Annotated in this window: 22 protein-coding genes and 5 tRNA genes; 11 read left to right on the top strand and 16 right to left on the bottom strand. The window is 51.7% G+C overall.

Annotated features, from left to right (window positions below):
* Window positions 1–146, top strand: a 146-nt coding sequence (locus C7B16_RS14005) for an autotransporter outer membrane beta-barrel domain-containing protein (RefSeq protein WP_123059915.1), incomplete at its 5' end; no start/stop codon positions are given.
* Window positions 147–268: 122 nt separating this feature from the next.
* Here C7B16_RS14005 and luxS read toward each other — a convergent pair.
* From luxS to pncC, 14 genes are all read right to left on the bottom strand, one after another.
* Window positions 269–784, bottom strand: a complete 516-nt coding sequence (gene luxS / locus C7B16_RS14000) for an S-ribosylhomocysteine lyase (RefSeq protein WP_001516930.1) — start codon at window positions 782–784, stop codon at window positions 269–271.
* A gap of 149 nt (window positions 785–933) precedes the next feature.
* A complete protein-coding gene (gshA, locus tag C7B16_RS13995) occupies window positions 934–2,490 on the bottom strand; it encodes a glutamate--cysteine ligase (RefSeq protein WP_001516931.1) in 1,557 nt (518 codons plus the stop codon).
* A 72-nt stretch (window positions 2,491–2,562) separates the two neighbouring features.
* Window positions 2,563–2,991, bottom strand: a complete 429-nt coding sequence (locus C7B16_RS13990) for a YqaA family protein (RefSeq protein WP_001287460.1) — start codon at window positions 2,989–2,991, stop codon at window positions 2,563–2,565.
* Entirely contained in the window at window positions 2,988–3,554 is a 567-nt protein-coding gene (gene yqaB / locus C7B16_RS13985; protein ID WP_016262456.1) for a fructose-1-phosphate/6-phosphogluconate phosphatase, read from the bottom strand. The genes C7B16_RS13990 and yqaB overlap by 4 nt, the downstream gene beginning before the upstream one ends.
* Before the next feature lie 277 nt (window positions 3,555–3,831).
* Window positions 3,832–3,908: transfer RNA gene (locus tag C7B16_RS13980), tRNA-Arg, on the bottom strand.
* A gap of 198 nt (window positions 3,909–4,106) precedes the next feature.
* Window positions 4,107–4,183, bottom strand: a tRNA-Arg gene (locus C7B16_RS13975).
* 198 nt (window positions 4,184–4,381) lie between these two features.
* Window positions 4,382–4,458 (bottom strand) — tRNA-Arg (locus C7B16_RS13970).
* Window positions 4,459–4,657: 199 nt separating this feature from the next.
* A tRNA-Arg gene (locus C7B16_RS13965) sits at window positions 4,658–4,734 on the bottom strand.
* 3 nt (window positions 4,735–4,737) lie between these two features.
* Window positions 4,738–4,830 (bottom strand) — tRNA-Ser (locus tag C7B16_RS13960).
* A 315-nt stretch (window positions 4,831–5,145) separates the two neighbouring features.
* Window positions 5,146–5,331: a carbon storage regulator CsrA gene (gene csrA, locus C7B16_RS13955; RefSeq protein WP_000906486.1), complete on the bottom strand. Its 186-nt coding sequence runs from the start codon at window positions 5,329–5,331 to the stop codon at window positions 5,146–5,148.
* A 234-nt stretch (window positions 5,332–5,565) separates the two neighbouring features.
* Window positions 5,566–8,196: an alanine--tRNA ligase gene (gene alaS / locus C7B16_RS13950; protein WP_107179832.1), complete on the bottom strand. Its 2,631-nt coding sequence runs from the start codon at window positions 8,194–8,196 to the stop codon at window positions 5,566–5,568.
* A 129-nt stretch (window positions 8,197–8,325) separates the two neighbouring features.
* The gene (gene recX, locus C7B16_RS13945; RefSeq protein ID WP_000137971.1) at window positions 8,326–8,826 is read right to left on the bottom strand and encodes a recombination regulator RecX; all 501 of its coding nucleotides are present in this window, start codon (window positions 8,824–8,826) and stop codon (window positions 8,326–8,328) included.
* 67 nt (window positions 8,827–8,893) lie between these two features.
* On the bottom strand, window positions 8,894–9,955 hold the full coding sequence (recA, locus tag C7B16_RS13940; RefSeq protein ID WP_001516934.1) for a recombinase RecA: 1,062 nt from the start codon (window positions 9,953–9,955) through the stop codon (window positions 8,894–8,896).
* A gap of 79 nt (window positions 9,956–10,034) precedes the next feature.
* Window positions 10,035–10,532: a nicotinamide-nucleotide amidase gene (pncC, locus tag C7B16_RS13935; RefSeq protein ID WP_000132228.1), complete on the bottom strand. Its 498-nt coding sequence runs from the start codon at window positions 10,530–10,532 to the stop codon at window positions 10,035–10,037.
* A 180-nt stretch (window positions 10,533–10,712) separates the two neighbouring features.
* Here pncC and C7B16_RS13930 point away from each other — a divergent pair, with 180 nt between their 5' ends.
* The gene (locus C7B16_RS13930) at window positions 10,713–10,952 is read left to right on the top strand and encodes a hypothetical protein (RefSeq protein WP_000201680.1); all 240 of its coding nucleotides are present in this window, start codon (window positions 10,713–10,715) and stop codon (window positions 10,950–10,952) included.
* A gap of 39 nt (window positions 10,953–10,991) precedes the next feature.
* On the opposite strand, the gene mltB is transcribed toward C7B16_RS13930, so the two are convergent.
* The gene (gene mltB, locus C7B16_RS13925) at window positions 10,992–12,077 is read right to left on the bottom strand and encodes a lytic murein transglycosylase B (RefSeq protein WP_001516936.1); all 1,086 of its coding nucleotides are present in this window, start codon (window positions 12,075–12,077) and stop codon (window positions 10,992–10,994) included.
* Window positions 12,078–12,331: 254 nt separating this feature from the next.
* Between mltB and srlA the strand changes: the two genes are divergently transcribed.
* The 7 genes from srlA to gutQ all read left to right on the top strand — a co-directional run bounded on the left by srlA (window position 12,332) and on the right by gutQ (window position 17,376).
* Window positions 12,332–12,895 (top strand): PTS glucitol/sorbitol transporter subunit IIC, encoded by a 564-nt coding sequence (gene srlA / locus C7B16_RS13920; RefSeq protein WP_000573320.1) that lies wholly within the window; start codon window positions 12,332–12,334, stop codon window positions 12,893–12,895.
* Complete coding sequence (srlE, locus tag C7B16_RS13915) at window positions 12,892–13,851, top strand: PTS glucitol/sorbitol transporter subunit IIB (protein WP_107179831.1); 960 nt, start codon at window positions 12,892–12,894, stop codon at window positions 13,849–13,851. Before srlA ends, srlE begins: the two co-directional genes overlap by 4 nt.
* 10 nt (window positions 13,852–13,861) lie before the next feature.
* Window positions 13,862–14,233, top strand: a complete 372-nt coding sequence (gene srlB, locus C7B16_RS13910) for a PTS glucitol/sorbitol transporter subunit IIA (protein ID WP_024249976.1) — start codon at window positions 13,862–13,864, stop codon at window positions 14,231–14,233.
* Between the two features lie 3 nt (window positions 14,234–14,236).
* A complete protein-coding gene (srlD, locus tag C7B16_RS13905; RefSeq protein ID WP_001077342.1) occupies window positions 14,237–15,016 on the top strand; it encodes a sorbitol-6-phosphate dehydrogenase in 780 nt (259 codons plus the stop codon).
* A gap of 202 nt (window positions 15,017–15,218) precedes the next feature.
* Window positions 15,219–15,578: a transcriptional regulator GutM gene (gutM, locus tag C7B16_RS13900; protein ID WP_000252920.1), complete on the top strand. Its 360-nt coding sequence runs from the start codon at window positions 15,219–15,221 to the stop codon at window positions 15,576–15,578.
* A 66-nt stretch (window positions 15,579–15,644) separates the two neighbouring features.
* Window positions 15,645–16,418: a glucitol operon DNA-binding transcriptional repressor SrlR gene (srlR, locus tag C7B16_RS13895; protein ID WP_000804554.1), complete on the top strand. Its 774-nt coding sequence runs from the start codon at window positions 15,645–15,647 to the stop codon at window positions 16,416–16,418.
* Complete coding sequence (gene gutQ / locus C7B16_RS13890) at window positions 16,411–17,376, top strand: arabinose-5-phosphate isomerase GutQ (protein WP_107179830.1); 966 nt, start codon at window positions 16,411–16,413, stop codon at window positions 17,374–17,376. The genes srlR and gutQ overlap by 8 nt, the downstream gene beginning before the upstream one ends.
* Here gutQ and norR read toward each other — a convergent pair.
* Window positions 17,373–18,887 (bottom strand): nitric oxide reductase transcriptional regulator NorR, encoded by a 1,515-nt coding sequence (gene norR, locus C7B16_RS13885; RefSeq protein ID WP_000010765.1) that lies wholly within the window; start codon window positions 18,885–18,887, stop codon window positions 17,373–17,375. The genes gutQ and norR overlap by 4 nt on opposite strands.
* Window positions 18,888–19,073: 186 nt before the next feature.
* Between norR and norV the strand changes: the two genes are divergently transcribed.
* Both norV and norW read left to right on the top strand, forming a co-directional pair.
* Window positions 19,074–20,513, top strand: a complete 1,440-nt coding sequence (gene norV / locus C7B16_RS13880; protein WP_000029627.1) for an anaerobic nitric oxide reductase flavorubredoxin — start codon at window positions 19,074–19,076, stop codon at window positions 20,511–20,513.
* Complete coding sequence (gene norW, locus C7B16_RS13875) at window positions 20,510–21,643, top strand: NADH:flavorubredoxin reductase NorW (protein ID WP_107179829.1); 1,134 nt, start codon at window positions 20,510–20,512, stop codon at window positions 21,641–21,643. Before norV ends, norW begins: the two co-directional genes overlap by 4 nt.
* Window positions 21,644–21,816 lie beyond the last annotated feature (173 nt).

Genomic DNA, 21,816 nt, shown 5'->3' with positions numbered 1-21,816 from the left:
GTGCGCGTAACATCGGTGAGTTAAAAGTCGGGGTGGAAGGTCAGCTTAATCCGCGTCTGCAACTGTGGGGCAACGTCGCCCAGCAGTTGGGTGACAACGGTTACAGCGATACCCAGGGAATGCTGGGCATGAAATATCTCTTTTAATGCCACTTTGCCGCCCGTCGCGGTATACGGGTGGCGCGCTCCCTGCATCAACCTGATAAGCGTAGCGCATCAGGCAAGCCGGACGGTGCTACTGCATGTCCGGCTTCTTCTGCTTAAACTGACTAGATGTGCAGTTCCTGTAATTTCTCTTTCGGCAACGCCAGCTCTTCGTTGCTGTTGATACGCACACCACGTTCCAGGATGCTACGTGCAATATCCTGCGCTTCCTGCAACGAGTGCATCTGGTAAGTGCCACACTGGTAGACATTCAGTTCCGGGATCTGATTCTGATCCTGCACTTTCAGTACATCTTCCATTGCCGCTTTCCAGGCATCAGCGACACGCTTCTCATCTGGCGTACCAATCAGACTCATATAGAAACCGGTGCGACAACCCATTGGCGAGATATCGATGATCTCAACGCCGTTGCCGTTAAGATGGTTGCGCATAAAACCAGCAAACAGATGCTCCAGAGTATGGATACCTTTTTCTGGCATTACTTCTTTGTTCGGCACGCAAAAACGCAGATCGAACACAGTGATTGCGTCGCCATGCGGGGTGTTCATTGTTTTCGCCACCCGAACTGCAGGCGCTTCCATCCGGGTATGATCGACTGTGAAGCTATCTAACAACGGCATTTAGCCACCTCCGGTAATTTTTTTTAAAATATTCTGAACTCTTTGTTCCCAGGCGAGTCTGAGTATATGAAAGACGCGCATTTGTTATCATCATCCCTGAATTCAGAGATGAAATTTTGGCCACTCACGAGTGGCCTTTTTCTTTTCTGTCAGGCGTGTTTTTCCAGCCACACCTTGAACGGTTCGGTATCTGCAGCTTCCATTTCCTGCTGACGGCGTTTAGACGCTTCGCGTTCGGCAATAAAATCCTCTTCACGCAGAATTTCCAGCGGCTCTTCACGCAGCAAATTGCGGTAAGCCTCACCAAATGCTTTACCAGTTCCGCCAATGCCAGTATCAATCATAGACCGTAAGATACGGGCAGAGAAAGTCAGATCGGGATTATCAAAGCAGGCTACCAGCTCATCACACACTTTCTGATACGCTTCGCCGCCGTTAATGCTGTCCAGGGTTTGCGCAACACGTTTCAGATCCCGGAACAGATCTTTGCCCACCTGCGGCAGCGGGAATTGTGCAGTTTCACAGCCAATTCCCAGCGTCAGCCCCGGCTTACGCCCTTCAAGGATCACCCGGTTCCAGTTGACGCGTGTACAGGCAAGTTCGCTACTGCTCATTTCCGGCGCGTCAGCTAACGCACACCAGACCATAAACAGGTCGAGGAAACGCACCTGCTGCTCATCAACACCTATCGGTGAGAAGGGGTTGATATCCAGCGAACGCACTTCGATATATTCAATGCCGCCGCGCAACAGCGCATCAGAAGGCGACTCACCGCTGCGAGTAACGCGTTTCGGACGAATCGGCGCATACAGTTCATTTTCAATCTGCAGTACGTTACTGTTGATTTGCAGTCGCTTGCCGTCTTTCTCAAGACCAATCTTCGCGTACTCTTCCGACGGCGTTTTAATTGCCCGCTTCAGACCAGCTACGTACTCGTAGAGATCGTTAAAGGTAATACCAAGATTACTTTGCGATTTATTGGTATAGCCCAGATCGCTCAAACGAAGAGAGGTCGCATACGGAAGGTAGTACATGCCACTCTCGGTTTTCTCAAACGGTAGCGACGTCGGTTTACCTTGCAGGAAAGAAGAACAAATCGCCGGGGAAGCGCCAAACAAATACGGGATAACCCAACCGAAACGATAGTAGTTACGGATAGCACGGAAGTAGCCCGCTGAGATTTTCTCTTTGGCGTCAACGCCCGAGATATCACCACACTTCGCCTGCCAGAATGCCATTGGTAAAGAGAAGTTGTAGTGTACGCCGGAGATGGTTTGCATCAGCGCGCCATAGCGATTTTTCAGCCCTTCACGGTACAGCGTTTTAAAGCGACCGGTATTGGAAGTGCCATACTGCGCCAGTTCGATATCCTGACCTTCCGCGATGTAACATGGCATACTTAACGGCCACATCCGCTCATCGCCAATGTTACGCGCGGTATAGCGATGCAAATCGCGCATAAAGGTCAGCATATGTTCAATATCGCCATCGACCGGCGTAATAAATTCCAGCAACGCTTCGGCAAAATCGGTCGTGATCCATTTATGCGTCAGTGCGGAACCTAATGCTTCAGGATGACCCGTTGTTGCTAGTGTGCCATCTGGATTAACACGTAAAGTTTCGCGCTCAAGACCGCGCTGTATCCCCGTTAATGCCTGAGGATGTTTTTCCAGCCAGGCCAGCGCCTGTGATACGTCCGGGATCAAATTGACCTCCCGCCTGTCAAAATCGTTTTAATTAGCATAACTGTAATGGTGGCCATGTGTGCAGGCCTACAATTAGTGCCACCACATCATGCCCTGAACGGTGGCTACTGCAACCGCAACGTAGCGCAACGCTTTACCAAGGCACAAAAAAAAGATTACTGGTCCCCACGAGATGCGCATCCATCCCGCTAACAGACACAGTAAGTCGCCAATCACTGGCATCCAGCTTAATAAGAGTGTGACTGCGCCATAGCGTTTCAGCCAGCCAATGGCTTCTTCTTGCCAGCGCGATGTTTTGCGCAATGGAAAGAAACGCCCAAGGATAACGTTAGTTAACCCTCCAAGGCTATTACCCATTGTTGCTGTTAATACTAAAACCCAGGGATGACTCACCCCAGAAAGTAACATTGCCACCAGCACAACTTCCGAATTGCCGGGTAATAGTGTAGCGCTGAGAAAACTACTGGCAAACAACGAGAAGAGCGATAGCGCCTCACTCACAACAAGCGAACATCCACAACGTCCATGCCTGCGGCGCGAGCAGCCTGAATACCGAAATCAGCATCTTCAAAGACCACGCACTGTGTTGGTTGCACTCCCATACGCTGTGCGCACAACAAAAATGTGTCTGGCGCAGGTTTATGATGTTTGACGTGATCGGCAGCAACGACGGCGTCAAAATAACGGCGCAATCCCAGATGTGTTAACAGCACCTCAGCTATAGCGCTTTCACTCCCCGTACCGACAGCCATTGGGCGACGACCATGCCAACTCTTCACTACGTCAACAAGAGGAAGCGGCTCGACGCTATCCAGCAGCATGCTTCTTACCGCCTCTGTTTTTTCACGCGCCAGAGCATGTGGGTCGAGATCGGCCTGGTTCAACTCAATGATCGCCTGAGCAATACGCCAGGTAGGCGAACCATTAAGTGCGATCATGGCCTGTACATCGTACTGAAGACCGTAACGTCCTAATACTTCGCGCCACGCTTTACGGTGCGTAGGCTCGGTATCCAGAATGGTGCCATCCATATCAAATATTAAACCAGCATAACGCTCGTACATGGCCTTCTCACAAATCGAAAAATATGACGCTACTTTAGCGTAATTGCTTGATTTTGTCGCTGATGGCGAAGGGGAAGATTATTCAGGAAATGGATAAAATCGTCATTTAGAAATGAAATATTTTTGAGGGGATCTTTTGGAGAAGATGGTGTATCCGGGAGGATGACTCACTGGCGTTCGCCCTTCGGGCCGTTGCTGGCGCAACGTTATCCTCCCTGGTGCTTGCGTCAATTTTGCAGACCATGAAGATTATCAATCGTGGATAATACGAAGAGAATGGTGCATCCGGGAGGATTCGAACCTCCGACCGCTCGGTTCGTAGCCGAGTACTCTATCCAGCTGAGCTACGGATGCATCGGGAAAGCTTATTTTACTGCTGATATTGATATCGCTACTAAAGCCATATCAAGCAAGAGATGGTGCATTCGGGAGGATTACTCGCCTTGCGGCTCGCCCTTCGGGCCGTTGCTAAAGCAACATTATCCTCCCTGGTGCCTGCGGTTAGTACCACCACCTCTTCGATACCTTCATCGCTGAAGGTTACGGAGAATATGGTGCATCCGGGAGGATTCGAACCTCCGACCGCTCGGTTCGTAGCCGAGTACTCTATCCAGCTGAGCTACGGATGCATCGGGAAAATTTATTTTACTGCTGATATTGATACCGCTACTAAAGCCATATCAAGTAAGAGATAGTGCATCCGGGAGGATTACTCGCCTTGCTGCTCGCCCTTCGGGCCGTTGCTAAAGCAACGTTATCCTCCCTGGTGCCTGCGGTTAGTACCGCCACCCCTTCGATACCTTCATCACTGAAGGTTACGTAGAATATGGTGCATCCGGGAGGATTCGAACCTCCGACCGCTCGGTTCGTAGCCGAGTACTCTATCCAGCTGAGCTACGGATGCATCGGGAAACTTACTTTACTGCAGATTTTTTGACACCGCTGCTAAAGCCGTATCAAGCAAGAGATGGTGCATCCGGGAGGATTACTCGCCTTGCGGCTCGCCCTTAGGGTCGTTGCTAAAGCAACGTTATCCTCCCTGGTGCCTGCGGTTAGTACCGCCACCCCTTCGATACCTTCATCGCTGAAGGTTACGGAGAATATGGTGCATCCGGGAGGATTCGAACCTCCGACCGCTCGGTTCGTAGCCGAGTACTCTATCCAGCTGAGCTACGGATGCAAATGGCGGTGAGGCGGGGATTCGAACCCCGGATGCAGCTTTTGACCGCATACTCCCTTAGCAGGGGAGCGCCTTCAGCCTCTCGGCCACCTCACCACACGCCTCTTACGAGTGCTTCGAAGAACTTGTTTATCGCTCATCGCCGCTGCGTGGCGCACATATTACTTTCTGAGACTTATAAGTCAAACAATTTTTCCCACACTTTTATCGTTTGCACACTTCACGCTCAATTAGTCTGTAAAAACGCCAAAAAGAGTGTTTTATCAACAGAAAAACGGGCATCTGAAAGGTAGCGGTAATACAGAAAAAGGGAGACTAAAGATGAATGAACGGGTGTAACGCGAAAAGAAAATGAAGTGAAGGAGAAATTTTGAGGGTGCGTCTCACCGTTAAAGATGAGACGCGGAAAGATTAGTAACTGGACTGCTGGGATTTTTCAGCCTGGATACGCTGGTAGATCTCTTCACGGTGAACAGAAACTTCCTTCGGGGCATTTACGCCAATACGTACCTGGTTGCCCTTTACCCCTAAAACTGTCACGGTGACCTCATCCCCAATCATGAGGGTCTCACCAACTCGACGAGTCAGAATCAGCATTCTTTGCTCCTTGAAAGATTAAAAGAGTCGGGTCTCTCTGTATCCCGGCATTATCCATCATATAACGCCAAAAAGTAAGCAATGACAAACACATTACATGTAAGCAGTCATGGCATTACATTCTGTTAAACCTAAGTTTAGCCGATATACACAACTTCAACCTGACTTTATCGTTGTCGATAGCGTTGATGCGAATGCCGCAGACTCACTCTGCGGCATTGCCTGACGCTTATATTATTGCAATTTCGCGCTGACCCAGCCTTTCACACTGGCTAACGCTGCAGGTAAGGCCGCAGCATCCGTACCACCGGCTTGCGCCATGTCAGGACGTCCACCACCCTTGCCGCCCACCTGCTGAGCGACCATACCAATCAGTTCCCCTGCTTTCACACGATCTGTGACGTCCTTAGATACGCCTGCAATCAGAGAAACCTTACCTTCGGCTACCGTTGCCAGCACGATAATTGTCGACCCCAGCTGATTTTTTAAATCGTCAACCATGGTACGTAACATTTTCGGCTCAACACCGCTAAGCTCGCTAACCAACAGCTTAACACCATTAACATCAATTGCCTTACTGGAAAGATTCGCACTCTCCTGCGCAGCAGCCTGTTCTTTAAGCTGTTGTAACTCTTTTTCCAACTGACGCGTACGTTCCAGCACTGAACGCACTTTATCAACCAGATTGTTGCTATCGCCTTTCAGCAGATGCGCGACTTCGCTTAAGCGATCGCTGTCCGCATGAACAGTGGTGATAGCACCTTCTCCGGTTACCGCTTCGATACGGCGAACGCCTGCAGCAGTACCCGATTCAGAGATGATGCGGAACAGGCCGATATCACCGGTGCGGCTGGCGTGAGTACCGCCACACAGCTCGGTAGAGAAATCGCCCATGCTCAGCACACGTACGCGTTCATCATACTTCTCACCGAACAACGCCATCGCGCCTTTCGCTTTAGCCGCCTCAAGATCCATGATGTTGGTTTCGATCGGCAGGTTGCGACGAATCTGTGCGTTCACCAGGTCTTCGACCGCTCGAATCTCTTCAGGTTTCATCGCTTCGTTATGCGAGAAGTCGAAACGCAGCACTTTGTCGTTAACCAAAGAACCTTTCTGGGAGACATGAGTACCCAGAACCTGGCGCAATGCAGCGTGCATCAGGTGCGTTGCGGAGTGGTTCAGACGAATACGGGCGCGGCGCGCTTCATCAACATCAGCCTGCACCGCGTCGCCCACTTTCAGAGAACCCGCAGCAAGTTTACCGATGTGACCTATCGCCTGGCCGTATTTTTGAGTGTCTTCCACCGCAAAAGAGAAGCTTGCGCCTTTCAGTTCGCCTTTATCGCCAACCTGGCCGCCTGATTCTGCATAGAATGGCGTTTGATCCAGTACGACAACCGCTTCCTGGCCTGCATTGATTGCATCAACAGCTTTGCCATCAACAAACAGTGCAGTCACTTTGCCGTTCAGTTCCAGATGGTCATAGCCTTTAAATTCAGAAGCGCTATCAACACGGATCATCGCGTTGTAATCAGCGCCAAAACCACTGGCTTCACGTGCGCGACGGCGCTGCTCTTCCATTGCTGCTTCAAAACCGGCTTCATCGACTTTGATGTTGCGCTCACGACAAACGTCAGCCGTCAGGTCAACCGGGAAACCGTAGGTATCGTACAGACGGAAAGCCGTTTCGCCATCCAGCGTATCACCAGAAAGTTTCGCTAACTCTTCGTCCAACAACGCCAGACCGCGCTCCAAAGTACGCGCAAACTGCTCTTCTTCAGTTTTCAGCACCTGCTCAACCAGCGCCTGCTGGCGTTTCAGGTCTTCACCCGCAGAGCCCATAACGTCGATCAGCGAACCAACCAGTTTGTAGAAGAAGGTTTCTTTCGCGCCCAGCATATTGCCGTGACGTACCGCACGACGAATGATACGACGCAGTACATAACCACGGTTTTCATTGGATGGCATGACACCATCTGCTATCAGGAATGCGCAGGAACGAATGTGGTCAGCGATAACACGCAGCGATTTGTTGCTCAGATCGGTCGCGCCAGTGACTTTTGCAACCGCCTGAATCAGCGTGCGGAACAGGTCAATGTCATAGTTAGAGTTAACGTGTTGCAGCACCGCAGCAATTCGCTCCAGCCCCATACCGGTATCAACAGACGGCTTCGGAAGCGGTTCCATAGTGCCATCGGCCTGGCGGTTGAACTGCATGAAGACGATGTTCCAGATCTCAATGTAACGGTCGCCGTCTTCTTCTGCGCTTCCCGGAGGGCCACCCCAGATATGGTCGCCGTGATCATAGAAAATTTCGGTGCACGGGCCGCACGGTCCAGTGTCGCCCATCTGCCAGAAGTTGTCAGATGCGTATGGCGCACCTTTGTTATCACCGATGCGAATAATACGTTCGCGTGGGATCCCAACTTCTTTTTCCCAGATTTCGTAGGCTTCGTCGTCGCTTTCATAGACGGTAACCCACAGACGCTCTTTCGGCAGGGCAAACCATTTTTCGCTGGTCAGCAATTCCCATGCAAACTGAATAGCATCGTGTTTGAAATAGTCACCGAAGCTGAAGTTGCCCAGCATTTCGAAGAAGGTGTGATGGCGTGCGGTGTAACCGACGTTTTCCAGGTCGTTGTGTTTACCACCCGCACGCACGCAGCGTTGGGAAGTGGTAGCGCGGGAATAATTACGCTTGTCGAGCCCAAGGAACACATCCTTGAACTGGTTCATCCCGGCGTTGGTAAACAACAAAGTTGGGTCGTTATGGGGAACCAGGGAACTGCTGGCAACTACCTGATGCCCCTTACTGTGGAAAAAGTCGAGAAACGCCTGACGGATCTCAGCGGTGCTCTTGCTCATAATTATCCTGAAATCAAGCTAAAGAAATATCGCTACCAGCAGCAACGTGTTGTTAACCGCCGGGCTGGTAACTGAAAAAGTGGGAATAAGATAAGTTTTCTTGACTGGGAAGTAAAATACCGTATGCGTTCAGTCGGCAAAATTTCGCCAAATCTCCTGGATATCTTCCATCAGATAGCCACGATAGAGCAGAAAACGCTGGATCTTAACTTTTTCTGAAAAGATGGTTGGCAAAGGTTCACCATATTTTCGCGTCGCTTGATCACGCGCCAGCGCGCACCAGTCGATGTCACATTCACGCATCGCTTTTTCTGTCGCCTCTCGGGAGATCCCTTTCTGGCTCAGTTCCTGACGAATACGTGCCGGTCCATATCCTTTGCGACTGCGACTGGCGATAAAGCGTGCAACAAAGCGGCTGTCATCGAGATAACCGTGTTCATGACACCAGGCGATAACACGCTCATAATCTTCTGCCGTGGCATCAATCTCTTCCGGGCCATTTTTGCCCATAATCGGTGCGGCAAGTTTACGGCGCAGTTCCTGCTCACTGTGATCACGTACCGCCAGAATACGTACCGCGCGATCCAACAGGCGAGTATATATCGGGCGACGGGGCGTTAATTCGGTCATGGCATCCCCTTAAAACTTAAAAAGCAAAAGGGCCGCAGATGCGACCCTTATGTATCAAACAAGACGATTAAAAATCTTCGTTCGTTTCTGCTACACCTTCGCTGTCATCAACAGAGAAATCTGGCGTTGCATTTGGGTTGCTCAGCAGCAACTCACGCACTTTCTTCTCGATCTCTTTCGCAGTTTCCGGGTTGTCTTTCAGCCATGCTGTCGCATTTGCTTTACCCTGGCCGATCTTCTCGCCTTTATAGCTGTACCATGCACCCGCTTTCTCGATCAGCTTCTCTTTCACGCCCAGGTCAACCAGTTCGCCGTAGAAGTTGATGCCTTCGCCGTAGAGGATTTGGAATTCAGCCTGTTTAAACGGCGCAGCGATTTTGTTCTTCACAACTTTCACGCGAGTTTCGCTACCCACCACGTTTTCGCCCTCTTTCACCGCGCCAATACGGCGGATATCGAGACGAACAGAAGCGTAGAATTTCAGCGCATTACCACCGGTAGTGGTTTCAGGGTTACCGAACATCACGCCAATTTTCATACGGATCTGGTTGATGAAAATCAGCAACGTGTTGGATTGCTTCAGGTTACCCGCCAGCTTACGCATCGCCTGGCTCATCATACGTGCCGCAAGGCCCATATGAGAGTCACCAATTTCGCCTTCGATTTCTGCTTTCGGCGTCAGCGCCGCAACGGAGTCAACAACGATAACATCTACCGCGCCAGAACGTGCCAGAGCGTCACAGATTTCCAGAGCCTGCTCACCAGTGTCCGGTTGAGAGCACAGCAGATTATCAATATCGACGCCCAGTTTACGTGCATAGACTGGGTCCAGCGCGTGTTCAGCATCGATAAACGCACAGGTTTTACCTTCACGCTGCGCAGCGGCAATCACCTGTAGCGTCAGCGTGGTTTTACCGGAAGATTCCGGCCCGTAGATTTCGACGATACGGCCCATCGGCAGACCACCTGCCCCAAGCGCGATATCCAGTGAAAGCGAACCGGTAGAGATGGTTTCCACATCCATGGAACGGTCTTCACCCAGGCGCATGATGGAGCCTTTACCAAATTGTTTCTCAATCTGGCCCAGTGCTGCCGCCAACGCTTTCTGTTTGTTTTCGTCGATAGCCATTTTTACTCCTGTCATGCCGGGTAATACCGGATAGTCAATATGTTCTGTTGAAGCAATTATACTGTATGCTCATACAGTATCAAGTGTTTTGTAGAAATTGTTGTCGCAACGTCTGTAATGCATAAGCCGTCGCCTGACGTCGTACTGCATCACGGTCACCGCTGAAGCATTCCCGGCGGGTAATGCCTTCGCCGCTGGCAGAAGCAAACGCAAACCAGACGGTGCCTACAGGCTTTTCTTCACTGCCGCCATCCGGTCCGGCAATGCCGCTGATAGACACGGCATAATCAGCTCGAGCCGCTTTCAGTGCACCAATTGCCATTTCCACCACGACGGGTTCACTCACCGCGCCATGCTGCGCCAGCGTCTCTTCACGTACGCCGATCATCTGCGCTTTAGCCTCGTTACTGTAGGTGACAAATCCGCGTTCAAACCAGGCGGAACTGCCAGCAATATCGGTAATAACTTTCGCGACCCAACCGCCGGTACAAGACTCAGCGGTTGTGACGGTTGCGCCACGGGCTTTCAGTGCCAGCCCGACCTGTTCACTCAATTGCATCAGTTCACTGTCAGTCATCACAACCTCTGTCAGTCAAAAATTTATGCCGGACAAGATAGCACTTTCCCGCAGAAGATGGGGACGAGCGATTCATTTTACGAGTCGCATTCCGAAATAAGACTGTTACGACCAACCGGTAAAGAAAAAAGCTACCATGCCGCGTTCACATTGATATGTATTCACAGGGAGAGAAAAGCAATGGCAACAAAGAAAACGGATAACACCCCACAAAACGTGCTCAAACAGACCACGCAAATGCGCATGTGGGTCACCATTGGCGGCGTCAGCGCCCTGGTTGCAGTGGTATGTAAGATTTTATCTTCTGGCTATCTTGAACCTTTCGACTTCGGTCAGGCTGCATTAGGCGTTGTATGCCTGGGATATACGATATCGCTGTCGAAAAAAATCAAGCAATTACGTAATTCGAATAAACAGTAATAAAGCAGAGGGAAGTTTAAACTCCCCTCTTGTCAGTTGTTACTGTACGCGCGCCAGCGCCACAGCCTGTCCTAACTGCCAGACTGCCATTGCATAATGGGTGCTGTGGTTGTAACGAGTAATGGTGTAGAAGTTCGGCAGACCATACCAGTACTGGTAACCCGTCCCAACATCCAGACGCAGCAAGCTGGCCTGCTGATGATTCCCCAACGGCTGCTGCGGCGTCAAACCTGCCGCAGCAAGCTGCGAAATGCTGTACTTAGTTTTGAAACCATTTGGTAAACCTGGAGCCTGGCCGTTTGCCATCACCGCCACCAGGTCACCTTTCACCCAGCCGTGCGCTTTGAAATAGTTTGCCACACTACCAATAGCATCAACCGGATCCCACAGGTTGATATGACCATCACCGCTAAAGTCCACGGCGTATTGTTTGTAAGACGATGGCATAAACTGTCCATAGCCCATCGCTCCGGCAAAGGAACCTTTCAAATTGAGCGGATCATCCTGCTCATCGCGCGCCATTAGCAGGAAGGTTTCCAGTTCGCCAGAGAAATATTCCGCGCGGCGTGGATAGTTAAATGACAGCGTTGCCAGCGCATCAAGGATGCGGGTTTTACCCATCACGCGTCCCCAGCGGGTTTCGACGCCAATAATTCCGACGATAATTTCTGGCGGTACACCATATACCTGCCACGCGCGATTCAGCGCATCTTCATATTGATTCCAGAAAACCACGCCGTTCTGCACGTTATCCGGAGTAATAAATTTTTTGCGATAACGCAGCCATGCACCGTTCGGGCCTGATGGCGGCTGCACCGATGTGGTCGGTGCCTGGTTATCCATCAACCGCAGTACCGAATCCAGACGTTTCGCCTGGGAAAGGATTTCTTGCAGTTGCTGACGATCGAAGCCGTGTTTGCTCACCATTTTATCGATGAACTGCTGGGCATTCGGGTTGTTGGCGAAGTCACCGCCCATCTGCATCACATTGTGCTGCGGCTCAAGCAGGAAGCCGCCAGACGGCGTTCCGGTGGTCGTTTCAGTCTCGGTAGGTTTTGGCTTGCTGCTGCAGGCGGCAAGCAACACAAAAAGGGGAAGCAATGTTACATAACGACGCTTGAACATGAGGAGTCCATTTAACAGATTCAACCTGGGCAAGTATGGTAAAGCATCGCGCCCTGCACAAGGAAGCGGTAGTCGCTCCCCGATACGGACTTTACATAACTCAAATACCCTTCATCGACACACCTTCACTATAACTTTCAAATTAAAATATTTATCTTTCATTTTGCGATCAAAATAACACTTTTAAATCTTTCGATCTGATTAGATTAGGTTGCCGTTTGGTAATAAAACAATAAATTCTGAAGGAGAGAACAATGATAGAAACCATTACTCATGGCGCAGAGTGGTTCATCGGGCTGTTCCAGAAAGGTGGAGAGGTGTTTACCGGGATGGTGACCGGCATTCTTCCGCTGTTGATTAGCCTGCTGGTAATCATGAACGCACTGATTAATTTTATCGGTCAACATCGTATTGAACGTTTTGCTCAACGTTGTGCCGGTAATCCTGTTTCCCGTTACCTGCTGCTACCGTGCATTGGTACGTTTGTCTTTTGTAACCCCATGACCTTAAGCCTCGGTCGCTTTATGCCGGAAAAGTACAAACCCAGCTACTATGCGGCGGCTTCTTATAGCTGCCACTCAATGAATGGCCTCTTCCCCCATATCAACCCCGGCGAATTGTTTGTTTATCTTGGAATTGCCAGCGGTCTGACAACGCTGAACCTGCCACTTGGCCCGCTGGCCGTCAGTTATCTGTTGGTAGGCCTGATCACTAACTTCTTCCGCGGTTGGGTGACCGACCTGACCACCGCCATTTTTGAGAAAAAGATGGGCATTCAACTTGAACAGAAAGTTCGTCTGGCAGGAGCAACATCATGACACGTATTCGGATCGAAAAAGGGACGGGTGGCTGGGGCGGCCCGCTGGAGCTGGAAGCCACTCCGGGGAAAAAAATCGTCTATATCACCGCCGGTACACGTCCTGCGATTGTCGACAAACTGGCACAGCTTACTGGCTGGCAGGCTATCGACGGATTTAAAGAAGGTGAACCCGCAGAAGCGGAAATCGGCGTCGCGGTAATCGACTGTGGCGGTACACTGCGCTGCGGCATCTACCCCAAGCGGCGTATTCCCACTATCAATATCCACTCAACGGGCAAGTCCGGTCCGCTGGCGCAGTACATCGTGGAAGATATTTATGTCTCCGGTGTAAAAGAAGAAAACATCACTGTAGTGGGTGATGCTGCTCCACAATCCTCTACCGTAGGTCGTGACTACGATACCAGCAAGAAAATCACCGAACAAAGCGATGGCTTACTGGCGAAAGTAGGAATGGGCATGGGGTCTGCGGTTGCCGTGCTGTTCCAGTCTGGCCGCGACACCATCGACACCGTATTAAAAACCATCCTGCCGTTTATGGCGTTCGTCTCGGCGCTTATCGGCATCATTATGGCTTCCGGTCTTGGCGACTGGATAGCCCACGGTCTTGCTCCGCTGGCCAGTCATCCTCTGGGACTGGTGATGCTGGCACTCATCTGCTCCTTTCCGCTGCTTTCGCCTTTCCTCGACCCTGGCGCGGTTATCGCGCAGGTTATCGGCGTATTGATTGGCGTGCAGATTGGTCTCGGCAATATTCCGCCGCATCTGGCTTTACCGGCGCTGTTTGCCATCAACGCGCAGGCGGCCTGCGATTTTATCCCGGTCGGTTTGTCTCTGGCGGAAGCCCGTCAGGACACGGTTCGCGTCGGTGTCCCTTCTGTACTGGTGAGCCGCTTTCTGACCGGCGCGCCTACCGTACTTATCGCCTGGTTTGTCTCCGGTTTTATCTATCAATAGAGGTTAAAACATGACCGTTATTTATCAGACCACCATCACCCGTATCGGCGCGAGTGCGACTGACGCTCTCAGCGATCAGATGCTCATCACCTTTCGTGAAGGCGCGCCTGCGGATCTCGAAGAGTATTGCTTCATTCATTGCCACGGCGAATTGAAAGGTGAACTCCATCCCGGTTTGCAATTTTCTCTCGGACAGCATCGCTATCCGGTAACCGCCGTTGGCAGCGTGGCGGAAGACAACCTTCGCGAACTGGGTCATGTCACCCTGCGCTTCGATGGTTTAAACGAAGCGGAATTTCCGGGCACTGTCCATGTGGCAGGCCCCGTACCCGACGATATCGCGCCGGGATCAGTTTTGAAGTTTGAATCTGTTAAGGAGTAAAAAATGAATCAGGTTGCTGTTGTCATCGGTGGTGGGCAAACCTTAGGCGCGTTCCTGTGCCACGGTCTGGCTGCCGAGGGGTATCGCGTGGCGGTTGTCGATATTCAGAGCGACAAAGCTGCAAATGTGGCGCAAGAAATTAATGCAGAATATGGCGAAGGCATGGCATATGGTTTTGGTGCTGATGCCACCAGCGAGCAGAGCGTACTGGCACTCTCTCGTGGGGTAGATGAGATCTTTGGTCGTGTGGATTTACTGGTCTACAGCGCCGGAATTGCTAAAGCAGCGTTTATCAGCGATTTCCAACTGGGGGATTTTGACCGCTCGCTACAGGTAAATCTGGTGGGCTACTTCCTTTGTGCGCGTGAATTTTCGCGCCTGATGATCCGCGACGGCATTCAGGGACGGATTATTCAGATCAACTCGAAATCAGGCAAAGTGGGCAGCAAACACAACTCTGGTTACAGCGCCGCGAAATTTGGCGGAGTCGGTCTTACCCAGTCACTGGCGTTGGATCTTGCGGAGTACGGCATTACGGTGCATTCACTGATGCTCGGTAACTTGCTGAAATCACCTATGTTCCAGTCACTATTGCCGCAATACGCCACTAAGCTGGGCATAAAACCGGATCAAGTCGAGCAATATTACATCGATAAAGTGCCACTTAAGCGCGGCTGCGATTATCAGGACGTGCTGAATATGTTGTTGTTCTACGCCAGTCCCAAAGCGTCGTACTGCACCGGGCAGTCGATTAATGTCACTGGCGGTCAGGTCATGTTCTGATCAACAGCGGAGATCCTTTAAGGATCTCCGCGAGACTGCCTGATGCGCTACGCTTATCAGGCCTACGACACCCATACAACACATTGAATTAACAAAACTTTTAAGACCTAATAAGGCGTTCACGCCGCATCCGGCATGAATAAAGCACACACTGTAAACATTCTCAGCGGAAATCCTCCGCCACCACATATAAGGAGAGATTATGGTATCCGCTCTCATCACCGTCGCCGTTATCGCCTGGTGTACACAACTGGCCTTAGGCGGCTGGCAAATTTCTCGTTTTAACCGTGCCTTCGATGCACTTTGCCAGCAAGGCCGCGTTGGCGTGGGCCGTTCCAGCGGGCGCTTTAAACCGCGGGTCGTAGTCGCCATCGCCCTAGACGATCAGCAGCGCATCGTCGACACCTTGTTTATGAAAGGACTGACCGTTTTCGCCCGACCGCAAAAAATTCCCGCCATTACGGGTATGCATTCTGCTGATTTACGGCCCGATGTGATCTTTCCCCATGATCCATTATCGCAGAATGCTCTATCATTGGCGCTTAAACTGAAACGTAGATAATTTCGTTGTGAATGCTACTTGCTTGCGAAGTTATCATTTTGAAACCTAAATCAGGTAATCACGCCTATGAAACCTCGTCAGCGTCAGGCCGCCATTCTGGAGTATCTGCAAAAGCAGGGGAAATGCTCGGTTGAAGAATTGGCGCAATACTTTGACACCACAGGCACAACCATTCGCAAAGATCTGGTCATTCTGGAACATGCCGGAACCGTCATTCGTACCTATGGCGGCGTGGTGTTAAATAAAGAGGAATCCGATCCGCCAATCGATCATAAAACGCTCATCAACACCCACAAAAAAGAGTTGATAGCGGAAGCCGCCGTCAGTTTTATCCACGATGGCGACTCAATCATTCTCGATGCTGGCAGTACCGTATTGCAGATGGTGCCAATGCTCTCGCGCTTTAATAACATCACAGTGATGACCAACAGTCTGCATATTGTCAATGCGCTATCCGAACTGGATAACGAGCAAACCATCCTGATGCCTGGCGGAACATTTCGCAAAAAATCGGCCTCATTTCACGGGCAACTTGCCGAGAATGCCTTCGAACATTTCAGCTTCGATAAATTGTTTATGGGCACCGACGGCATCGATCTGAATGCAGGCGTAACGACTTTCAACGAGGTCTACACCGTCAGTAAAGCGATGTGTAATGCTGCGCGCGAAGTTATTTTGATGGCTGACTCATCGAAGTTTGGTCGTAAAAGCCCCAATGTAGTTTGCAGTCTTGAAAGCGTCGATAAACTCATTACCGACGCAGGCATTTCTCCAGCGTTTCGTCAGGCGCTGGAAGAGAAAGGGATCGACGTGATCATCACCGGAGAAAGCAATGAGTGAAGCACTACTGAACGCGGGACGTCAGACGTTAATGCTGGAGTTGCAGGAAGCAAGCCGTTTACCTGAACGTCTGGGCGATGATTTTGTTCGCGCCGCCAATATCATCCTGCACTGCGAAGGCAAAGTGGTGGTTTCGGGAATTGGCAAATCGGGCCACATTGGTAAGAAAATCGCCGCAACGCTTGCCAGCACTGGCACGCCTGCTTTTTTTGTCCATCCGGCAGAGGCACTGCACGGCGATCTGGGGATGATTGAAAGCCGCGATGTAATGCTGTTTATCTCGTACTCCGGTGGCGCAAAGGAACTGGATCTGATTATTCCGCGTCTGGAAGACAAATCTATTGCTCTGCTGGCAATGACCGGTAAACCGACGTCACCGCTGGGTCTGGCGGCGAAAGCGGTGCTGGATATTTCCGTAGAACGCGAAGCCTGCCCGATGCACCTTGCGCCGACTTCCAGCACCGTCAATACCCTGATGATGGGCGATGCGCTGGCGATGGCGGTCATGCAGGCGCGTGGGTTTAATGAAGAAGATTTTGCCCGCTCCCATCCAGCCGGCGCGCTGGGCGCTCGCTTGCTGAACAAAGTGCATCATCTGATGCGCCGTGATGATGCTGTCCCGCAGGTGGCGTTAACCGCCAGCGTGATGGACGCGATGCTGGAACTCAGCCGCACCGGGTTAGGGCTGGTGGCAGTGTGTGATGATCAACGACTGGTGAAAGGCGTCTTTACCGACGGCGATTTACGTCGCTGGCTGGTTGGCGCTGGTGCACTCACCACGCCCGTTAATGAAGCGATGACGGCTGGTGGCACCACATTACAGGCACAAAGCCGCGCCATTGACGCCAAAGAGATCCTGATGAAGCGCAAAATCACCGCCGCACCGGTGGTAGATGAAAACGGTAAACTCGCCGGCGCGATTAACCTGCAGGATTTCTATCAGGCCGGGATTATTTAATCCTTCAATCCCAGACGTTTCGCCAGCCGATGCAGGTTGGCGACGTCGATTTCCAGCATCCGCGCACAGGCGGCCCAATTGTGATTATTTTGTGCCAGCGCCTGGCGAATGGTTTCGCGCTGGAACTCTTCTGTCGCTTCACGCAGGTTTTGTTTAACGACGGGCACTGTCGTCACTTCTGGCGACGGCAACGTCACCTCAGGAAAAGCAAAATGTTGCGCCTCAAGAATCACTTCATCACCGCTGCGGGTCGCTCTCGCCAGCACTACCGCCCGATGAATAGCATGTTCCAGTTCGCGCACGTTTCCCGGAAAACGGTAGTGTTGCAATAAATTCCGCGCACTGGCGCTCAACACCACGCGAGAAAGTCCCAGTCGCAGACGGCACTGCTCGCAGAAATAACCCGCCAGCAAAATAACGTCATCGCCCCGCTCACGTAGCGGCGGCACGGAAAGCGGAAACACACTCAGGCGATGGAATAAATCGGCGCGAAATCGCCCTGCCAGTACTTCTTCGTGCAAGTCGCGGTTAGTCGCTGCCAGTACGCGCACATCCACCCGCAAACTGCGGTCATCGCCAACGCGCTGAATATCGCCATACTGCAACACCCGCAGTAGCTTGGCCTGCAATGCCAACGACAACTCACCGATCTCATCCAGAAACAGCGTACCGTTATCCGCCATTTCAAACTTACCACTGCGGTTACTGATAGCGCCGGTAAACGCCCCTTTCACATGCCCGAACAGCTCACTTTCCGCCACGCTTTCCGGCAGTGCGGCGCAGTTGAGATAAACCAGCGGATTCACCGCCCGCGGCGAGGCTTCATGAATCGCTTTCGCCACCAGCTCCTTACCTGTTCCCGTCTCACCGCTAATTAAGACGTTGAGATCGGACGCTGCCACAATCTCAATCTCTTTTTTCAGTTGCGTCATACCTGGCGACAGGCCAATCATCTGCATCTCTTTCACCGCTTCAAACGGCACGGCATGACCCGGCAACATATTCTGGCTTTCCAGTTGTTCAATCAGCAACGCATTGCTTAACGCCCCCGCCGCCAGCGCGGCAATCAGCCGTAACTCTTCATCGCTGAAAACATCGAACTGATCGGGCTGCATCCCGTCGAGCGTCAATGCGCCAATCAGGTTTTGCCCGGCAAACAATGGCAGACCAACACAGGCATGAACCTTCAGACTCTCCTGCCCGGGAATCAAACCGTCATAGGGATCGGGTAATTCGCTGTCTGCAGGAAAACGCACCACGTCCCCGGCGCGGGCAATCGCTTCCAGCCGCGGATGCCCTTCCAGCGCAAAGCGTCTGCCGAGCACATCTTTTGCCAGCCCGTCGATGGCGAGCGGAATAAATTGCCGCGAATCGTAGCGCAGCAACGCTGACGCATCACACTCCAGCACCTGACGCAGCGTGGTAATCAGGCGTTGAAAACGATCCTGATGGCCAATCCCGCGCTGCAATTCGATGGCGATATTCGCCAGCACATCAACGGAAAAACTCATCTTTGCCTCACTGTCAATTTGACTATAGATATTGTCATATCGACCATCTGATTAATAGTCATTTTGACTACTCATTAATGAGCATAAATTAATTTATAGAGTAAAAACAATTAGATAAAAAACTGGCACGCAATCTGCAATTAACAAGACATCTTTTTAGAACACGCTGAATAAATTGAGGTTGCTATGTCTATTGTGGTGAAAAATAACATTCATTGGGTTGGTCAACGTGACTGGGAAGTGCGTGATTTTCACGGCACAGAATATAAAACGCTGCGCGGCAGCAGCTACAACAGCTACCTCATTCGCGAAGAAAAAAACGTGCTAATCGACACTGTCGACCATAAATTCAGCCGCGAATTTGTGCAGAACCTGCGTAATGAAATCGATCTGGCAGATATCGATTACATCGTAATTAACCATGCAGAAGAAGACCACGCCGGGGCGCTGACCGAACTGATGGCGCAAATTCCGGATACGCCAATCTACTGTACTGCCAACGCCATCGACTCAATTAATGGTCATCACCATCATCCGGAGTGGAATTTCAACGTGGTGAAAACCGGCGACACGCTGGATATCGGTAACGGCAAACAGCTCATTTTTGTCGAAACACCAATGCTCCACTGGCCGGACAGCATGATGACTTACCTGACAGGCGACGCGGTGCTGTTCAGTAACGATGCCTTTGGTCAGCACTACTGCGACGAGCATCTGTTCAACGATGAAGTGGATCAGACCGAGCTTTTCGAACAGTGCCAGCGTTACTACGCCAATATCCTGACGCCGTTCAGCCGCCTGGTAACCCCCAAAATCACCGAGATTCTGGGCTTTAACTTGCCGGTCGATATGATTGCCACCTCTCACGGTGTGGTGTGGCGCGATAACCCGACGCAGATTGTCGAGCTGTACCTGAAATGGGCGGCGGATTATCAGGAAGACAGGATCACTATTTTCTACGACACCATGTCGAATAACACCCGCATGATGGCTGACGCTATCGCCCAGGGGATTGCAGAAACCGACCCGCGCGTAGCGGTGAAAATTTTCAACGTCGCCCGGAGCGATAAAAACGAAATCCTGACCAATGTCTTCCGCTCAAAAGGCGTGCTGGTTGGGACTTCGACGATGAATAACGTAATGATGCCGAAAATCGCCGGGCTGGTGGAGGAGATGACCGGATTGCGCTTCCGTAACAAACGCGCCAGCGCTTTCGGCTCCCACGGCTGGAGCGGCGGTGCGGTTGATCGTCTTTCTACGCGCTTGCAGGATGCAGGCTTCGAAATGTCACTTAGTCTGAAAGCCAAATGGCGACCGGATCAGGACGCGCTGGAGTTATGTCGTGAACACGGTCGTGAAATCGCCCGTCAGTGGGCGCTCGCGCCGCTGCCGCAGAGCACAGTGAATACGGTGGTTAAAGAAGAAACCAGTGCCACCACAACAACCGACCTCGGCCCACGGATGCAGTGCAGCGTCTGCCAGTGGATTTACGATCCAGCAAAAGGCGAGCCAATGCAGGACGTCGCGCCGGGAACGCCGTGGAGTGAAGTTCCGGATAACTTCCTGTGCCCGGAATGTTCCCTCGGCAAAGACGTCTTTGATGAACTGGCATCGGAGGCAAAATGAGCAACGGTATTGTGATCATTGGTTCGGGCTTCGCCGCCCGCCAACTGGTGAAAAATATTCGCAAACAGGACGCCAGTATTCCATTAACCCTGATTGCTGCCGATAGCATGGATGAGTACAACAAACCTGATCTCAGCCATGTTATCAGTCAGGGACAACGTGCCGACGACCTTACCCGCCAGACGGCGGGAGAATTTGCCGAACAGTTTAATCTGCGCCTGTTTCCACAAACCTGGGTGACGGATATTGATGCCGAAGCCCATGTGGTGAAAAGCCAGAATAATCAGTGGCAGTACGACAAGTTAGTGCTGGCAATCGGTGCCAGCGCCTTCGTCCCGCCGGTGCCTGGGCGTGAGTTAATGCTTACTTTAAATAGTCAGCAAGAGTATCGCGCCTGTGAAACGCAACTACGGGAAGCGCAGCGCGTGTTGATTGTCGGTGGCGGCCTGATTGGTAGCGAACTGGCGATGGATTTTTGTCGGGCAGGCAAAGCAGTCACGCTGATCGACAACGCCGCCAGTATTCTGGCATCGTTAATGCCACCGGAAGTAAGCAGTCGCTTACAACATCGGTTGACGGAGATGGGCGTCCATCTGCTGTTGAAATCTCAGTTACTGGCGCTGGAAAAAACGGATTCTGGCATCCGTGCAACCCTGGACCGCCAGCGCAGCATCGAAGTGGATGCGGTGATTGCCGCCACCGGGCTGCGCCCGGAAACCGCCCTGGCACGACGCGCCGGGCTGACGATTAATCGCGGCGTTTGCGTCGATAGTTATCTGCAAACCAGCAATGCCGATATTTACGCGCTGGGCGATTGCGCGGAAATTAACGGTCAGGTATTGCCGTTTCTGCAGCCGATTCAACTTAGCGCAATGATGCTGGCAAAAAATCTGCTCGGCGCTAATACGCCTCTGAAACTACCGGCGATGCTGGTAAAAATCAAAACGCCGGAGTTACCACTGCATCTGGCAGGGGAAACCCAGCGTCGGGATTTACGCTGGCAGATTTGTGCCGAAAACCAGGGAATGGTGGCACGCGGTCTGGACGATACCGATCAGTTACGTGCCTTTGTGGTCAGTGAAGATCGGATGAAAGAGGCGTTTGGATTGTTGAAAACGTTACCGGTGTAGGCGCATCTGGCTACTGTGCCCAAAATGCCAGCGTCGCATCAGGCAACACGGTTGTCGGATGCGGCGCGAGCGCCTTATCCGACCTACGGAGAGCGCATATGTTGATCACATAATGCGTTCATGACGCATCCGCCTACTGTGCCCAAAATGTCGGATGCGACGCTGGCGCGCCT

It is taken from the genome of Escherichia sp. 20412-1, from assembly GCF_003027595.1.
GTDB lineage: Bacteria > Pseudomonadota > Gammaproteobacteria > Enterobacterales > Enterobacteriaceae > Escherichia > Escherichia marmotae.
This window is presented reverse-complemented; position numbering and strand designations above follow the sequence as displayed.